At 35.4% G+C, this 16,380-nt stretch carries 10 protein-coding genes, 1 tRNA gene and 1 pseudogene; 9 read left to right on the plus strand and 3 right to left on the minus strand.

Features of this window, described 5'->3' with window-relative positions; all coding sequences use genetic code 11:
- Window positions 1–142 precede the first annotated feature (142 nt).
- Window positions 143–1,516, minus strand: a complete 1,374-nt coding sequence (locus tag BN55_RS05960) for an amino acid permease (RefSeq protein WP_008471058.1) — start codon at window positions 1,514–1,516, stop codon at window positions 143–145.
- A 377-nt stretch (window positions 1,517–1,893) separates the two neighbouring features.
- Here BN55_RS05960 and adhE point away from each other — a divergent pair, with 377 nt between their 5' ends.
- Complete coding sequence (gene adhE, locus BN55_RS05965) at window positions 1,894–4,500, plus strand: bifunctional acetaldehyde-CoA/alcohol dehydrogenase (RefSeq protein WP_008471059.1); 2,607 nt, start codon at window positions 1,894–1,896, stop codon at window positions 4,498–4,500.
- Window positions 4,501–4,646: 146 nt separating this feature from the next.
- Here adhE and BN55_RS05970 read toward each other — a convergent pair whose 3' ends face one another.
- The gene (locus BN55_RS05970) at window positions 4,647–5,048 is read right to left on the minus strand and encodes a hypothetical protein (RefSeq protein WP_008471060.1); all 402 of its coding nucleotides are present in this window, start codon (window positions 5,046–5,048) and stop codon (window positions 4,647–4,649) included.
- 269 nt (window positions 5,049–5,317) lie between these two features.
- Here BN55_RS05970 and BN55_RS10355 point away from each other — a divergent pair.
- The 5 genes and pseudogenes from BN55_RS10355 to BN55_RS05995 all read left to right on the plus strand — a co-directional run bounded on the left by BN55_RS10355 (window position 5,318) and on the right by BN55_RS05995 (window position 12,654).
- Window positions 5,318–6,048, plus strand: a pseudogene (locus BN55_RS10355) (carboxymuconolactone decarboxylase family protein).
- An 87-nt stretch (window positions 6,049–6,135) separates the two neighbouring features.
- A complete protein-coding gene (locus BN55_RS05980; protein WP_040469408.1) occupies window positions 6,136–7,101 on the plus strand; it encodes a Gfo/Idh/MocA family protein in 966 nt (321 codons plus the stop codon).
- Window positions 7,102–7,219: 118 nt separating this feature from the next.
- The gene (locus tag BN55_RS05985) at window positions 7,220–9,088 is read left to right on the plus strand and encodes a TerB N-terminal domain-containing protein (RefSeq protein ID WP_008471066.1); all 1,869 of its coding nucleotides are present in this window, start codon (window positions 7,220–7,222) and stop codon (window positions 9,086–9,088) included.
- Window positions 9,089–9,091: 3 nt separating this feature from the next.
- Window positions 9,092–10,423 carry an ATP-binding protein gene (locus tag BN55_RS05990; RefSeq protein ID WP_008471067.1) on the plus strand — a complete coding sequence of 444 codons (1,332 nt, stop codon included), beginning with the start codon at window positions 9,092–9,094 and terminating at the stop codon, window positions 10,421–10,423.
- Window positions 10,424–10,437: 14 nt separating this feature from the next.
- Window positions 10,438–12,654 (plus strand): DEAD/DEAH box helicase, encoded by a 2,217-nt coding sequence (locus tag BN55_RS05995; RefSeq protein ID WP_008471068.1) that lies wholly within the window; start codon window positions 10,438–10,440, stop codon window positions 12,652–12,654.
- A gap of 50 nt (window positions 12,655–12,704) precedes the next feature.
- Here BN55_RS05995 and galE read toward each other — a convergent pair whose 3' ends face one another.
- A complete protein-coding gene (gene galE, locus BN55_RS06000) occupies window positions 12,705–13,697 on the minus strand; it encodes a UDP-glucose 4-epimerase GalE (protein ID WP_008471069.1) in 993 nt (330 codons plus the stop codon).
- 176 nt (window positions 13,698–13,873) lie between these two features.
- Between galE and BN55_RS06005 the strand changes: the two genes are divergently transcribed.
- From BN55_RS06005 to BN55_RS06015, 3 genes are all read left to right on the plus strand, one after another.
- The gene (locus BN55_RS06005) at window positions 13,874–15,202 is read left to right on the plus strand and encodes an FAD-dependent oxidoreductase (RefSeq protein ID WP_008471070.1); all 1,329 of its coding nucleotides are present in this window, start codon (window positions 13,874–13,876) and stop codon (window positions 15,200–15,202) included.
- A 48-nt stretch (window positions 15,203–15,250) separates the two neighbouring features.
- A complete protein-coding gene (locus BN55_RS06010) occupies window positions 15,251–16,009 on the plus strand; it encodes an NADPH-dependent oxidoreductase (RefSeq protein ID WP_008471071.1) in 759 nt (252 codons plus the stop codon).
- 56 nt (window positions 16,010–16,065) lie between these two features.
- Window positions 16,066–16,138: transfer RNA gene (locus BN55_RS06015), tRNA-Thr, on the plus strand.
- The last annotated feature ends 242 nt before the right edge of the window (window positions 16,139–16,380 follow it).

Below are 16,380 nucleotides of genomic sequence, written 5' to 3' on the forward strand. Positions count from 1 at the left end.
AGAGCACCTGACTGTTAATCAGGTTGTCGTCAGTTCGAGTCTGACAGCCGGAGTAAGAAGGAAAGCTAGGAAGAGGAAGAGACTTTGCGTTTCTTCCTCTTTTTTTGCATTTAGAGCGAAAAAATAGAGGATTTAAAATCCTCTATCTATTTTCTTCCCGTATAAATTTAGTTAATGCTATTAAAACAAAGAATATAATCAAAGCACTAATCATAGGTATTCTATAATTTCGAAATGCTAATAAGATGATTATCATTAAGACAAAGAATATCAAAACCAAAATATCTAAATATGGATATAGTGGCATCTTAAATGAAGGCAATTTGTCTGGTGGGGTTATCCGTCTAAATTTCATATGCGTCACTACCATGATTGACCAAATAATAAGAAACATACTGGTGGCAGTAGCAGATATGAAATTAAAAGCGTCTCCTAAAAAGATATTTAATATAGGTGCTAAACCAATTAAAATTGTGGAGAAAATTAAAGCATTTTGTGGAAGCTGACGGTTATTGAGCTTTCCAACTTTTTTAGCAAATTTAGTTTTTCCGTCATAGTTAATTGAGAACAACAATCTTCCTGCACTGTAGATAAAACTATTGGTAGAAGATACTGCTGCGCTGATAACTACAAAGTTAATAATTGATCCGGCATCTTTAATACCAGTTACAGCCAGCGCTTGAACAAATGGAGAACTATTTGTAGAAACTTTATTCCAAGGAATAGCCAATAAAATTGCTAAGATAGCCAACACATAGAACAAAATAATTCTAACTGGTAGTTGATTAATAGCTCTTACGATTGTCTTTTTGGGATCTTGAGCCTCTGCAGCCGTTAATCCAATTAATTCTACACCGATAAAACTAAAAATTACCATCTGGAATCCTAGAAGAAATCCTTTCCAACCTCGAGCAAAAAATCCACCATCTGTAACGAAATTTCCCCATCCGATTGGACCATACTTTGTACTAGCTCCAGTCAAAGCTAGATAGACTATCAGAATCACAAATGCGATAATAGTAATTATTTTGATTATTGCAAAACTAAATTCTAAATTTCCAAAAACGCGAGCCGAAATTAAATTAATTCCTAACAAAACTAACAATGTAATTGTGCCTGGTATCCAGGAGGCCAAGTTTGGCCACCAATATTTAAAGTAAATACCTAAAGCGGTAATTTCGGCCATTGCCAGGGTTAGCCAACTGAACCAATATAAATAGCCAGTGACGAACCCGACACTTTTACCTAAATATTGAGCAATAAAATCAATATAAGTGTTTTTATGAAGATCAGAAAGTATCATTTCACCCAATGCTCTCATCAAGATAAAAAGCATTAGTCCTACCAAAGCGTAAATTAAAATTACACAAGGACCGGCGAGATCAATACTGCTCCCAACTCCAAGAAAAAGTCCGGTTCCAATTGTACCGCCGAGGGCAATCAATTGAATGTGAGTATTAGTTAAACTGCGTTTCATAGTTTTAACTTCACGGGAAGAAGAATTTTCTTTAGTCATAGAAACTCTCCCTTCTGGACTTGTTAAAATTCTACCATAAAAACGTTGATATTTAAGGATTTGTTAGGAATTTTAAAGTAATTTTTGAAATTATAACCGCAAAATAATTAATTCACAATATATAGTAATCGCTTACATTCAAGCTATACAACAAGAATTGCAGATATTAATAATTCACAAGAAAATAATGTGAAAAAATTATCAAGATTTCAAGATATGTAAGCGATAACATACTCTATTATGTAGTATTCTTACTTTTTATAACATTGTGAATTTGAGAAAAAGTGAGCAAGAGTATTTACAAAATAGATAAAAGAGGACTATACTTGCTTTGATCAATTAATCACAATATAAATAGTTTGTAGGAGGCCCAATTAATGGTGCAAGAAAGCAAAGCTACAAAAAAAGAAAATACAATTGATGTCGACAAAATGATTAATGGTTATGTGGAAAAGGCACATAAGGCATTAGATCAAATGTCTGACTTTACTCAAGAGCAAGTTGATAAAATCTGTGAAGCTATTGCGACGGCGGGTGAACAAAATAATTATTTGCTTGCAAAAATGGCAGTTGAAGAAACTGGTCGTGGTGTAGTTGAAGATAAGGCAATCAAGAATATGTTTGCTAGCGAAAATATTTGGAATTCGCTGCGTCACGAAAAAACCGTCGGTGTCATTGAAGAAGATAAAGAAAAACAATTAGTAAAAATCGCAGAACCTAAAGGGGTCATTGCTGGGGTAACGCCTGTCACTAACCCAACTTCAACAGTAATTTTTAAAGCGATGCTTGCTATGAAAACTAGAAATACGATTATATTTGGTTTTCACCCTCAAGCTCAAAAATGCTGTGTAAAAACTGCTGAAATTATCAGACAAGCTGCTATTGAAGCTGGCGCTCCTAGCGATTGCATTCAATGGATTGAACATCCAAGTCTTGAAGCTACAAGCAAATTAATGGATCATCCAAATGTACAAACCATTTTAGCTACTGGAGGCCCTGGAATGGTTAAAGCTGCTTATTCATCTGGTAAGCCTGCCATTGGTGTTGGTCCTGGTAATGGTCCTTCTTATATTGAAAAGTCCGCAAATATTGCCGAATCTGTTTACGATATTGTCTTATCTAAGACATTTGATAACGGAATGATTTGTTCTTCTGAAAACTCTGTTGTCGTAGATAGTGACATTTATGACCAAGTTAAAGAAGAATTTGCTAAATGGAATTGTTACTTCTTGAAGGGCGATGAAATTAAGAAGTTTGAAGAAAACTTTATTGATCCAAAAAGAGGTACAGTGGCAGGCCCAATTGCTGGCAAGTCCGCTTATGAAATTGCCAAACTGTGTGGCGTAAATGTTCCTAAAGACACCAAAGTAATTATTGCCGAATATCACGGCGTTGGGCGCGACTTCCCGTTATCTGCTGAAAAATTATCGCCTGTATTTACCATGTATAAGGCCAATGGTCATGACGATGCCTTTAAGATTTGTCGCGATTTGTTAGATTATGGTGGTAGAGGTCATACTGCAGGTATTCATTCTCAAAATAAGAAGATCATTGATGAGTTCGCAAATAAGATGGATGCATGTCGTATTTTAGTAAACTCTCCAGCTTCTGTTGGTGGTGTTGGTGACCTTTATAATAACATGTTGCCATCGCTTACTTTGGGTACTGGTTCATATGGCGCAAATACTTTTTCTCATAATATCGGCGCACGTGACTTATTGAATATCAAGACGGTGGCTACCAGACGCGATAACATGCAATGGGTAAAGGTGCCAAGCAAGACTTATTTTGAACACAATGCTGCAAATTACTTAAAGCATATGCCAGATGTTGAACGCTTTTTTATCGTGACTGATGAAAAAGTGGCTTCTAAATTTGCTAACGAGATTACTGATATTATTAGTCAACGTCGCGGACGCAAGAGTTATGAAGTATTTCAAGCAGTTGCTAAAGATCCAACTACGGCTACAATTGCCGATGGTGTCCACCGGATGAATATCTTTAAGCCGGACGTTGTGATTGCCATTGGTGGCGGTTCAGTAATGGACGCAGCCAAAGCAATGAGACTGTTTTATGAAAATCCACAAATGACTTTTGAAGAAGCTACGCAGAAGTTTTTGGATATTCGCAAAAGAACGGTTAGATTTCCAAAGTATAATGCCATCCAATTAGTCTGCATCCCAACTACTTCAGGTACTGGTTCAGAAGTTTCACCATTTGCGATCATTACCAATGACCAAACTGGAATTAAATCAACTTTATGCGATTATTCTCTAAATCCTGATGTTGCTATTGTAGATGATCAATTTGTTGAAGATTTGCCAAAACAATTAATTGCAAATTCTGGTTTTGAAGCATTAGCTCACGCAATTGAAAGCTATGTATCAACTATGGCAACTGACTTTACACGTGGCTGGTCAATGGAAGCTATTAAGTTAATTTTTGAAAACTTAGAAAAATCATATAATGGTGACCAAGCTGCTAGAAGCAGAATGCATAATGCTGCTACTTTAGCTGGTATGGCTTATGCCAATGCCTTCTTAGGAGTAGGACATGCAATGGCTCATGCAATTGGTTCAACTTATAATATTGCTTCTGGTTTAAGCGATGCAATTGTTTTGCCAAGTGTAATTAGATTTAATTCTAAGCGTCCAAGAAAGTTAGCTATGAGACCTCATTATTCTGTATATCGTGCAGATAGTGATTATGCTGAAATCGCTCGTTCTTTAGGAATAAATGGCAGCAGTAAGCAAGAATTAATTGATAGCTTGGTTAATAAGATTATTGATTTAGCTCATGCAGTTGGCATGAAGCTCAGCTTGAAAGAAAATGGCGTTGATGAAAAGAGTTTTAATGAAAATATTGCTAAATTAGCTGTTGAAGCTTATGGCGATCAAAATGTAGTAACTAACCCATCAGCATTATTGATCAGTGAAATTGCCGCATTATTGCGTGAAATTTATATGGGTAAGGACTTGAAGTAAGACAACCCAATCTTTGGAATCAAAAGTAATAAGACAATTCAAAAATAATTAATAAGTTAAATTAAAAAGCTATTGGAATCGAATCCAATAGCTTTTTGGTTAGGAAAAATATTTTATGAGCTCTGTTTAAGCTTAGAGATATTTAATTAAAACTTGTTAGCTTTCTTTAAGATATCTTCAGCTTTTTCGAGGGAGTGGTGTTCAGCTCTGTAACGCTTGATGTCATAGCCATCTTCGTCTTTTAAGTGACTTAACTTATCATCTAATTCTGTAAATTCTGACTTAAGGTCCTTAATTACGCCAGCTTCATCAGCGGTGTAAATAGCATCTTTTTCGTCGCCTTTTGCTTCAATCTTAACGTTGTCTTCGCTAACTTTCTTAGCGTGCTTTAAGATTGACTTAATGTCTTTGATAGTTTCATGTTGTGCGGTGCGGTGTCTCTTATCAGGCTCGCTGTCTTCAATCTTAGTCAAGTGACTTTCTGCATCTGCAATCTTCTTTGAAATTCTATCCAAAGCTTTTAATTGTCTCTTGTCATAATCTGCCATAATAAATTACCTCCTGGATTAATATATTCACTTAAGACATCTTCAGTGTAAGACTTGGCTATGTGTGGAGCAAATAAAAGAACTTACTATTCCTATAATATATTGATATTCTTTTAATACATATATTTTATAATACAAGTATACATAATACGAGATCTTGTATAGAAAAAGGGTATAAAGGTCAATGCAAAATAGATATTTTCTATTAGAAAAATAGTGATCTAAAATAAATTTGAATTGATAAGATGAGATTAAAAGAGGACTAGACAATGGAAAAAATCAAAAATGGTGTAGAAATTCATGAAACAGCTTTAAAGGCAACTGATCCTGAAGTTTTAGAAAGAATCAATCATTTTACTTTTGAAGAAGTTCAAAAAGATATTGATTTACCTGTAAAAACTAAGATGCTTTCAATTTTAGCTTACTTATTGGGGATGCAAGCCATCGGTGAATATAAGTTGATGTTACCAGTTGCTTTAGATAATGAAGTAACCCCTGTTGAAGCTAAAGAAGTAGTTTATCAAGCAGTTGACTACTTAGGTCTAGGACGTGTATTTCCATTTTTTAAAGTAACTAATAAAATCTTATTAGATCGCGGAGTAAAGTTACCTTTAGAAACTCAAGCAACCACTAGTTTAGATGAGCAAGATCGCTTAGCTAAGAGTGAAGAAACACAGATGCGTTTATTTGGACCACAAATGAAAAATTTTGCTAAAAAGGTACTATTAATAAATGGTTAGTTGATAACTGTTTTGGTGATTACTATACTAGAAAAGGCTTAGACGATCGTCAGCGTGAAATGATTACATTTTGTTATTTAGCAGCACAAGGCGGCTGCGAACCACAGTTATTAGCTCATGCTAAAGCAAATATCGGTTTAGGCAATGATAAGGAATTTTTAACCAATGTTGTTTTAACCAATGTGCCATTTATTGGCTATCCACGTAGCTTAAATGCAATTAGCGTTGTAAACCAAGCTGGTAGTGAGTTAAATAAGTAAATATGAATTTTAAAGAGCGAAAGTAAGTGCTTTCGTTCTTTTTTTCGTATAATTAAGAAAGAGAGTTAAAGAAAGGAATTTTTTATGATTAATCTAGGTATCGTGGGTTCAGGAATGATTGTGCATGATTTTTTGTCTATTGCCGATCAAGTACCTGATTTAAATTTAGCTGCAATTTCAACAACTAAGCGTAGTGAAAAAATTGGTCAAGAATTAGCTCAAAAATATAATATTACCAAAACTTATACGGATAATGAGCAACTTTATAATGACAGTAATGTTAATACAGTGTATGTGGCAGTGCCAAATAACTTGCACTACGATGTAGCTAAAGCTGCATTATTAGCTGGCAACAATGTTATTTGCGAGAAGCCATTTGTTGATACGCCAGAGCAGGCACGTGAGTTAAAGCAAATTGCGGATGAAAAAGGCGTCTTTTTAGTTGAAGCAATTACTAATATTTATTTAGCCAATTTTGCTTATTTAAAGGCCCACTTAGATCAAATTGGACCGATTCATGATGTTGCTTTGAACTATACTCAATACTCAAGTCGCTATGATGACTTTTTGAAAGGCATTATTAAGCCAGTCTTTGATCCAGCTAAAGATGGTGGAGCTTTGATGGATATTGGGATCTATAATATTCATCTGGCAGTTGGTTTATTTGGTAAACCCAAAACTGTTCATTATTTTCCGGTTATGCAAAAAGATATCGACACTTCCGGTACCTTAATGCTTAGTTATGATGGGATGCAGGCTAGTTTATTGGCTGCAAAAGATTCTTATGTTACTGATCAATGGTCATATATTGAAGGTGAGAAAGGGACATTAAAGATTAAAGGTTCAATTGGTCAACTTAATGAAATTGAATTAGATTTAAAGGGAAAAGAGCCTAAGAAAGTTGACCTTAATAAATATAATGATCGTATGGTTGCAGAATTCGTAGAATTCAGTCGCATGTTTAAGCAAAAAGATAAGGTAGCTGCAGATAAGGCTTTTGACCATTCTTTAGCAACGTTAGAAGTTTTATATACTGCTAAAAAACAAAAATAATAAATTGGAAATGATCAAGCTCGTAGTTTAATTGCTATGAGTTTTTTACTGCAATAGTCAAAATACATTCTAGCTGGTATAATACAAAACAGAATATATGTTCGAAAGAAGGCGCAAAATGCAATTAGAAGAATTAGAAGATTTTTTATGGCGAAAATATAGTTTAAAATTTCAGCCAATTATTGGTGGAAATAAAAAAATATTTACTTTGCAAGCCCCAGGAAATACTAATTTCTTTGCATTTTTGTCGCGTTTTGTTCGCCAGAGCGATAATTATCCACGTAGCAGTTTAGAACATATTCTTACTTTAGATATTAATTGTGGCGATTTTGCTAATACTATTAGAGATTTGCCAGGATTTTGCGACCCGTTTCGAGTTACTGGCGAGCAATGGATTGGTTTGTGGCTTGATCAAGTAGATGGCTTAGAAGTTAAAAAAGCGCTTGATTATGCATATAAACTTGCAGTTAATCAGGACCAACTTAATGTAAATGATCAATATTTAGTTTTACCAGTGCAGGAAAATGCCAGTATTAAATATAAATCGCAAAAAATTCCCCCGCGTAAAAATATTAAAATTCAAGAACAAAAAGTCGATCCTATAATTAAAAAGATGCGTGAAAGTTATGATTATAGCTTGTTTCCAGCTCAAGGTAGGGCGAAGAATTTTTATAATCAGGCAAAAATTGCGGCTGATTATGAAGATAATTATGAAGATTTTTATCCTTTTAAGAGATATTTTCCAACCTATCATGATATGACTTTGGCGCAGCTACGGACGTATTTTACTTGGCGCAACAAGGTTAGAAAAGGCACTTTTGAAAAAACTAGTTCATCGTATGTTTATGTCTATATTTATGAACTGCTAAATGGGATTGGCGGTAAAGATAAACTAGATAGCTTTAAGAAGCTGCTTTTATTACAAAAAAATTATGTAGAAAAATATGATCCTGAGATTGATCAATATTTATTAACCTGGCTACAAGATTATGCGATTTTTAATAATCTGGATTTAAAAATAGTCAAGAACGTTTTTACTAATGTTTTAGCTCAAGATAAATTTTTAATGATGCTTAAAAATCCAGCAAAAGTAGACGCCCAAGAATTTAATGAAGCCTTAATTAGTAAAACAAAATATCGTAGTCATAGTCCATTAGGTGAAAAATTTGCGGATCTTTTGTCTTCTGTCTGGCAAAAATTACTTGCCACTCCTTTAGAAGGTAAGGATTTTTATCAGTTTTATATTGCGCATAAAAATCAAGTACGGCGACCTTTATTTGATAAGGCAGTTGTTTATCACCAAGAACCAGCTGTTAAGAGATATGAACTTAATAGCGAGCATAAATTTGAGTTGCTAGGAATGTACGCAACTGAAGTTAGTTTAGTTGCACAAGAGCGTTATTTGGCAATAATTAAAGATATTATTCATGAAGTTGATCGCTTAAGTCGTAAATTTTATAAAAAAGGACGCGCGTTAAAGCCCAATAATTTGTATACTCCGATACTGAATGTAATTAAAAAAGCAATTATTGAATTTCATGAACAAGAGCTCGAAGCAGCAAAGCCTAAAATTGAAATTAATTTTGGTAATTTGAGTCAAATCAGACAAGAAGCCTCGATTACTCGTGAAAGTTTATTAACTGACCAAGAAAAAGAATTCGATGCACAGGATCTAAACGAACCTGCCTTGAATAATATTGAAAATAAAGAAAATGCAAAAGTTTCTGACTTTGATAATGAAGCGATTGCTGATTCTTTTGATTTAAGTGAGGATGAAAGTCATTTCTTGTTGGCGCTAATTAAAAATGAAAACTGGCATTCATATTTAGACAAAAAGCATTTAATGCCTTCAATTTTAGCCGATAGTATTAATGAAAAATTATTCGATGAAATTGGCGATAGCGTCATTGAATTTGAAGCCGATCAACCTAAGATTATCGATGATTATCAAGAAGATTTAGAAAAGATGTTTTTAAAGGGGAAGTAGATAATGGCAGAATTAAAAAGAAAAGTTCCTAAAAGAATTGCCCAAACTGTACTGAATTCCTTAAAAGGCGGAGTTGTCCCCAGAATTGGGCTGCCTTACATTACTGTAGGAAGAAAGGCAGAAATTGAAGCATTGCTGCATGACGTAGATATTATTTCAGAAGGTGGAGCTTCGTTTAGATTTATCGTTGGTCGTTATGGATCAGGAAAAAGTTTCTTACTGCAGACAATGAGAAATTATGTCATGGATAAAAACTTCGTCGTAGTTGATGGAGATTTGTCACCTGAAAGAAGACTGCAAGGAACTAAAGGCCAGGGGCTTGCGACTTATCGCGAGTTAATCCAAAATTTATCCACAAAAACACGCCCGGAAGGCGGTGCATTGACTTTGATTTTGGATCGCTGGATTAATTCGGTGCAATCGCAAGTAGCTCAAGAAACTAAATTGGCTTTTGAGGATCCAAAATTTGAACAGGCTGTCGATAAAAAGATTTATAGCGTAGTATCGAATTTAAGCGAATTAGTGCATGGCTTTGATTTTGCTAAGCTACTAAATATGTACTATCACGCTTATTTAGCAGGCGATGATGAAACAAAGGCTAAGGTTGTGAAATGGTTTAGAGGCGAATATACTCATAAAACTGAAGCTAAAAAAGAACTTGGCGTCAACGTTATTATCAGTGATGATGACTGGTATGAATATTTGAAAATCTTTGCTAGTTTCTTTAGACAAGCGGGATATGCAGGCTTAATTATCATGATTGACGAGTTAGTTAATATTTATAAGATTCCAAATAGTATTAGTCGTCAGTATAATTATGAAAAAATTCTCACCATGTATAATGATGCCCTGCAAGGAAAAGCAAAATACCTTGGCATTATTATGGGAGCAACTCCGCAAGCAATTGAAGATAGAAGACGGGGCGTCTATAGTTATGAAGCTTTACGTTCACGTTTGGCCCAAGGTAAATTTGCTCGTCCAGGAGCACGTGATATGTATGCACCGGTAATTATGCTTGATCCTTTAAATGCCGAAGAAATGCTTGTGTTAACTGAAAAATTAGCTCAAATGCATGCGGATTTATATGGCTATCAAAAAGCAATTACTGATCAGGATTTAGCGACTTTTATTAAGATTGAGTATGCCCGTATTGGTGCCGATACTAATATTACACCAAGAGAAGTTATTCGTGATTTTATTGAGCTGTTAGATATTATTTGGCAAAACCCAGATACTAAGATTGAAGATTTACTCAAGTCTAAAGAATTTGATTACACAAAATCGCAGGCTGTATCAGATGATACTGATCAAGATTTTACTGAATTTACCATTTAAGAAAGGCTGAATTAATGGACGTTTTTCAGCATTATGCACCATTTATTCAAGATTATATTTATGAACATAATTGGCAAGATCTGCGACCAATTCAAGTAGCAGCCGCACAAGAAATTTTTGAAACAGATCATAATGTTTTACTTGCGGCATCGACTGCTGCCGGAAAAACAGAAGCTGCATTTTTTCCAATTTTATCTGAAATAAGTAAAGAGAAAGCAGAATCTATTCAAGTTCTTTATATTGCACCATTGAAGGCCTTAATCAATGATCAATATGATCGCTTAAATGAAATCTGCGAAAACTCTGATATTAAGATTTGGCGTTGGCATGGCGATGTTGCACAATCGCAAAAAAGAAAAATGCTTAAAAAGCCATCTGGAATATTGCAAATAACTCCAGAATCCTTAGAAAGCTTCATGATCAATAGGCATATGAATATTCCACACTTATTTCATGGCTTAAAGTTCATCGTGATTGATGAATTGCATTCTTTTTTGAGAAGTGATCGTGGTGGACAAACTTTTTGTTTAATTGAAAGATTGTCTAAATTAGCTGGCGTGAATCCTCGTAGAATCGGACTATCAGCGACGATTGGCAATACTAAAGCTGCCAGTCAATTTTTAGGTGCTGGAAGCAAGTTTGCTACTGATGCACCACAGGTCCAAAATAGCCCCCAAGTTTGGCGTTTATCAATGGAGCATTTTTATCAAACAGATCCTCAAGCAGCAAGCCAAGATTTTAAGCCAGAGCAAATAGTTGAACCAAAGACCGATAAAGCTCCAGAATTGGCAGATCCGGCAATTGGTTATATTTTTGAGCATACTCGTGGTAAAAAGTGCTTGGTTTTTACTAATAGCCGTGAAGAATGCGAGGCAGTCTGTCAGCAATTAAGAGCTTATTGTCGCTATAATCATGAGCCGGATCATTTTTTAATACATCATGGCAATTTGTCGCCAGCTCTGCGTGAAACAGCTGAGCAAGCGATGAAAGATGAGGATGCTTATTTGACAACTTGCGCGACAGCAACTTTAGAGTTGGGGATTGATATTGGAAAACTAGAGTCAGCCTTTCAAATCGATGCCCCGTTTACTGTGTCGGGCTTTTTGCAGCGGATGGGACGCACGGGGCGAAGAGGCAATCCGCCAGAGATGCACTTTGTCATGCGCGAAGAGCATCCTGAATCTCGAGCAATGCTGCCAGATTTAATACCTTGGTCGCTTCTTCAAGGAATTGCGCTAGTTCAGCTTTATATTGAAGAAAAATGGGTGGAACCGCCACAGCCTAATCGTTTGCCTTACAGTTTGCTTTATCATCAAACGATGAGTACCTTAGCTGCAAATGGCGAAATGACACCTGCAGAGCTTGCTAGCCGGGTATTGAATTTGGCCTATTTTCACAATGTGAGTCAAAAAGATTACCAAATTTTACTGCGTCACTTGATTAAGACTGATCAAATTCAATGGACGGAAAATAAAGGTTTGATTTTAGGTTTAGCAGGTGAAAAAATTGTAAACAATTTTAAATTTTATGCAGTTTTTCAAGAAAATGAAGAATTCAGCGTACATGCCGGAAGAGAAGAATTAGGTACGATTGTTAAGCCGCCTCCAGTTGGAGATAAAATTGCTATTGCTGGCAAGGTTTGGGTAGTTGAAGACATTGATCGCAAGCGTCATCAAGTTTATTGTCATGGCGTTGATGGTAGAATTCCGGCATATTTTGGGGATGTGGCTGGCGATATTCATCCACATATTTTGCATAAAATGCGCAAGATTTTGTCTGAAACACAGTCTTATCGATATTTAATGAAAAATGCCCAAGCCCGTTTAACGCAAATGCGTGATACTTGCAGTATTGCCGGCATGCCACAAAAACAACTCATCGATTTAGGTGGCAAGATGTGGGCTTTCTTTCCATGGACAGGGTCGTATGCATTTTTAGCTTTAGAGCGTTTAATCAAAATTAAATGCGGCGACAAATTAAATATTCGTGGATTTAATTCTTCAAGGCCATATTTTATGGAATTTGCGATGGATGCAACTGAGGAAGAATTTTTCAAAGTTTTAAAACAAGAAGCAGCTAAGGACTTTGATCCAATGGATTTAGTTTATCCAAAAGAAGTGCCCGTTTTTGATAAGTATGATGAATATTTACCTGATGAATTAATCAAAAAAGAATTCGCTTATAGCGTGCTTGATATTAAAGAAATGAAAAAGTGCGTTGAGCAAATGTAAAACAAAAATGCGTTGCAATTTTGCAACGCATTTTTTGATTGATAAATTAATTATTTATCTTCGTAGCCGTTTGGATGGTTTTCGTGCCAATTCCAAGCAGTTGCGATAACTTCGTCGACATTTTCATGCTTTGGCTTCCAGCCTAAGACAGTTCTTGCCTTAGTAGAATCGGCTACTAATGAGTCTGGGTCACCACCACGTCTTGGCCCCATAGTGTAAGGGATGTCGATACCGGTTACGCGCTTAGCAGCTTCAAGGATTTCTAAGTTGGAGTAGCCTTGAGCAGTACCTAAGTTAAAGACGTCAGATTTGTTAGTTTCCATTAAGTGCTTCAATGCTAAGATGTGAGCATCAATTAAGTCTTCGACTTGAACATAGTCACGAACGTTAGTACCGTCTTTAGTGTTGTAGTCGTCGCCAAAAATAGTGAAGTTGCCATCGCCTGAAATTGCGCTCTTTAAGATATTTGGAATCAAGTGAGTTTCAGGAGCATGGTCTTCGCCGATAGTGCCGTCGCTTGCAGCACCAGCTACGTTGAAGTAACGAAGAGCAATAGATTTGATGCCGTCAGCTTTATCAGCCCAGTGCATGATCTTTTCCATCATCATCTTGGTTTCACCATAAGGGTTAATTGGATCTAATGGAGTGTCTTCAGTAATTGGCAATTTCTTCGGAATACCGTAAGTTGCAGCACTTGAAGAAAATACTAGATATTTAACGCCAGCATCATGCATTGCCTCAAGTAAAGAAATCATGCCTGATACGTTGTTGTCATAATACTTAAGAGGCTTTTTAACTGATTCAGGTACTAAGGAGTAAGCTGCAAAGTGCATTACTGCATCAATTTTTTCATCACGTAAAATCTTGCTTACTAAAAACTTGTCTTCGATATCGCCTTGGTAAAACTTAGCCTTGGGATCAACAGCTTTTCTGTGCCCCGTGTATAGCGAATCCAAAACAACTACATCATTGCCTTGCTTAACTAGTTCTTTTACTGCATGAGAGCCAATATAGCCGGCTCCACCGACAACTAAAACTTTCATATAAAAATCTCCTTATTTACATCGTACAAGCACATTTTAGCATATTCTTATAATACAAATTTTAGTAAAAAGTAAAAGTTTAATTTTACTGAAAATATAAACAAAATAGATGACAATTATATGCAAAATGAGGTAAATTAATAATATATTTACTTACAAAAAGTGAGGATAAAATCATGAAAAAAGTTAAAAATATTATTATTGGCTTTGGTAAAGGCGGTAAGACTTTAGCAAAATTTTTAGCTAAAAAAGGCGAGCAAGTAGTTGTCGTTGAAAAATCTAATCAAATGTATGGCGGAACCTGCATTAATATCGCTTGTTTGCCATCTAAACGTTTAATCATCGAGTCCGAAAATGGCATGGAATTTAGTCAAGCGGTAAATGGCAAAAATGAAATGACAGCCTTTTTGCGCGACAAAAATTATCATATGCTTGCTGATGAAAAAACAGTTACGGTACTAGATGGTCAGGCAAGTTTTATTAATAACCATCAAGTGAAAGTTAAAACTGAAAATGGTGTTGAAGAATTTGAAGCAGACCGCATTTTTATTAATACAGGTGCTCTACCAATTATCTTGCCAATTCCAGGATTAAAAGAAAGCAAATACATGCTTGATTCAACGCAGGCAATGGATCAAACACAATTACCAGATAATTTAACAGTTATTGGGGCAGGCTATATTGGTTTGGAATTTGCAGCAATGTTTGCTCGTTTCGGCAGTAAAGTTACAGTGTTAGATCACAACCAAGAGTTTTTAGGACGCGAAGATGACGATATCTCCCAAGCAGTAAAAAAGGACTTGGAAGATTTAGGCATTAAGTTTGAATTAGGTGTTGATATTGAAAAAGTTGCAGATAATTCAAATGGTGCAGAAATTTTCTTTACTAAAGATGGGCAAAGAGTGCAAATTAGTGCTGATCGTATTTTAAGCGCTACAGGACGTCGCCCAAATACGCAAGATTTAGGTTTAAAAAATACCGATATTGCGACTGATGAGTGCGGCTTTATTAAGGTGAACGATGAATTGCAAACAAGTGTCGATAATGTGTGGGCAATTGGGGATGTCAAAGGTGGCTTGCAGTTTACTTATATTTCACTTGATGATTTCAGAATTATTAAAAGTCAGCTATTTGGCAACGGACAATATAAACTAAGCAGTCGAAAAAATATTCCGTATAGCGTTTTTATTAATCCAGCCTTGTCGCGTGTGGGCTTAAACGAAAAACAAGCCAAAAATCAAAATATTGATTATGTTGTTAAAAAATTGCCCGTTGCAGCAATTCCTAAGGCACGTGTTGCTAAAGATACTAGAGGATTGTTTAAAGCATTAGTTGATCCAAAAAGCGACCAAATTCTAGGTGCAACTTTATATGGTATTGAGTCATATGAGCTGATTAATCAGGTCTCATTAGCTATTAGTCAAAAAATTCCAGCTTCAGTTTTGCGAGATCAAATTTATACTCATCCAACAATGAGTGAAGCATTTAACGATTTATTTGCTTAAAAGTGTTATACTTACTTTGTAATAGTAAGCAGGGAAAGTGTTATTCAAATGATTCATAATTCTACGATTGATAGTCAAACCAATCACAAGTCGATTAGAAAATTCAAAGATCAAGTTCTAACTAAAGAACAATTAGAAACTTTATATACTGTTTTTAGACATACCCCAACGAGTATGTTCATGCAAAATGCAACTCTACTTCATATTACTGATGAAGCAAAGAAAAAGAAAATTCAGAAGCTTTGTAATCAAAAATATGTTGGTGCTCAAGGCGATCTCTTTATTTTTGTAGTTGATTTGTATCGTAATTATCAAATTAGAAAACAGCTTGGTAAAGATGATGGTCGTGTTCATACGACAGATATTTTCTTTCAGGCAGTTGAAGATACGATGCTAGCTGTACAAAATGTAGCTAATGCGGTCGAAAGTATGGGCTTAGGTTATGTAGACTTAGGAACAGTTAACGATCACCCGCTCGAAATGTTGAAAACTTTAGATTTACCTAAGTTAACGTTTCCAATTCTAGGCTTGCAAGTGGGGGTTATTGATCAAAGCCCACAATTAAAGCCAAGGCTTCCTTTAAAATTTACTTGTTTTGAAAATGAATATAATAAAGACTTTGATGTAAATGACTTAAAGGATTATGACCAAGTGGTTACGACCTATTATGATTTGAGAGATTCTAATCGTAGAATAGACTCTTTCACTAAGCAGATTGCTGGTGCCAAGCTTGATAATCATCAAACTGATCGCGATCAATTGCCTCAAGAATTACATCAGCAAGAGCTTTGCTTAGATTGGAAATAATGTAAATTGCTTGCAAGCAAAGATTCTGGTATAATTTTTGTGTTGCAAAGCAATGTGCTAACTTAGCTCAGTTGGTAGAGCATCTCCCTCGTAAAGAGAAGGTCGCCAGTTCGATTCTGGCAGTTAGCATAAGTAGTTTGACACATAGAGTTTATCATGTGTCACAGGAAAATTTTTAGATAGAACGAAACTCAGTAAAAACGGGCTTTAAGCCCGTTTTTTCTGTGTCAAAATATTTTATTGAAAAAACATTTTTCTAAAATAGACTCTTTAAAATAACAAAAAAAGTGGTAAAATTAAAACATAATTTTTGGAGGATATATTATGCAAGAAGTTGGAAACCAAACTCCTCGTTACCAAAATGGGGGGGG

The sequence above is a fragment of the Lactobacillus hominis DSM 23910 = CRBIP 24.179 genome, assembly GCF_000296835.1.
GTDB lineage: Bacteria > Bacillota > Bacilli > Lactobacillales > Lactobacillaceae > Lactobacillus > Lactobacillus hominis.

Bases quoted from the DNA above. Each gene is read 5' to 3' on its own strand.
- BN55_RS05985 (WP_008471066.1), top strand. From the start codon at position 7,220: ATGCAATTAGAAGAATTAGAAGATTTTTTATGGCGAAAATATAGTTTA.
- BN55_RS05990 (WP_008471067.1), top strand. From the start codon at position 9,092: ATGGCAGAATTAAAAAGAAAAGTTCCTAAAAGAATTGCCCAAACTGTA.
- galE (WP_008471069.1), bottom strand. From the start codon at position 13,697: ATGAAAGTTTTAGTTGTCGGTGGAGCCGGCTATATTGGCTCTCATGCA.
- BN55_RS05960 (WP_008471058.1), bottom strand. From the start codon at position 1,516: ATGACTAAAGAAAATTCTTCTTCCCGTGAAGTTAAAACTATGAAACGC.
- BN55_RS06010 (WP_008471071.1), top strand. From the start codon at position 15,251: ATGATTCATAATTCTACGATTGATAGTCAAACCAATCACAAGTCGATT.
- BN55_RS05970 (WP_008471060.1), bottom strand. From the start codon at position 5,048: ATGGCAGATTATGACAAGAGACAATTAAAAGCTTTGGATAGAATTTCA.
- BN55_RS06005 (WP_008471070.1), top strand. From the start codon at position 13,874: ATGAAAAAAGTTAAAAATATTATTATTGGCTTTGGTAAAGGCGGTAAG.
- adhE (WP_008471059.1), top strand. From the start codon at position 1,894: ATGGTGCAAGAAAGCAAAGCTACAAAAAAAGAAAATACAATTGATGTC.
- BN55_RS05995 (WP_008471068.1), top strand. From the start codon at position 10,438: ATGGACGTTTTTCAGCATTATGCACCATTTATTCAAGATTATATTTAT.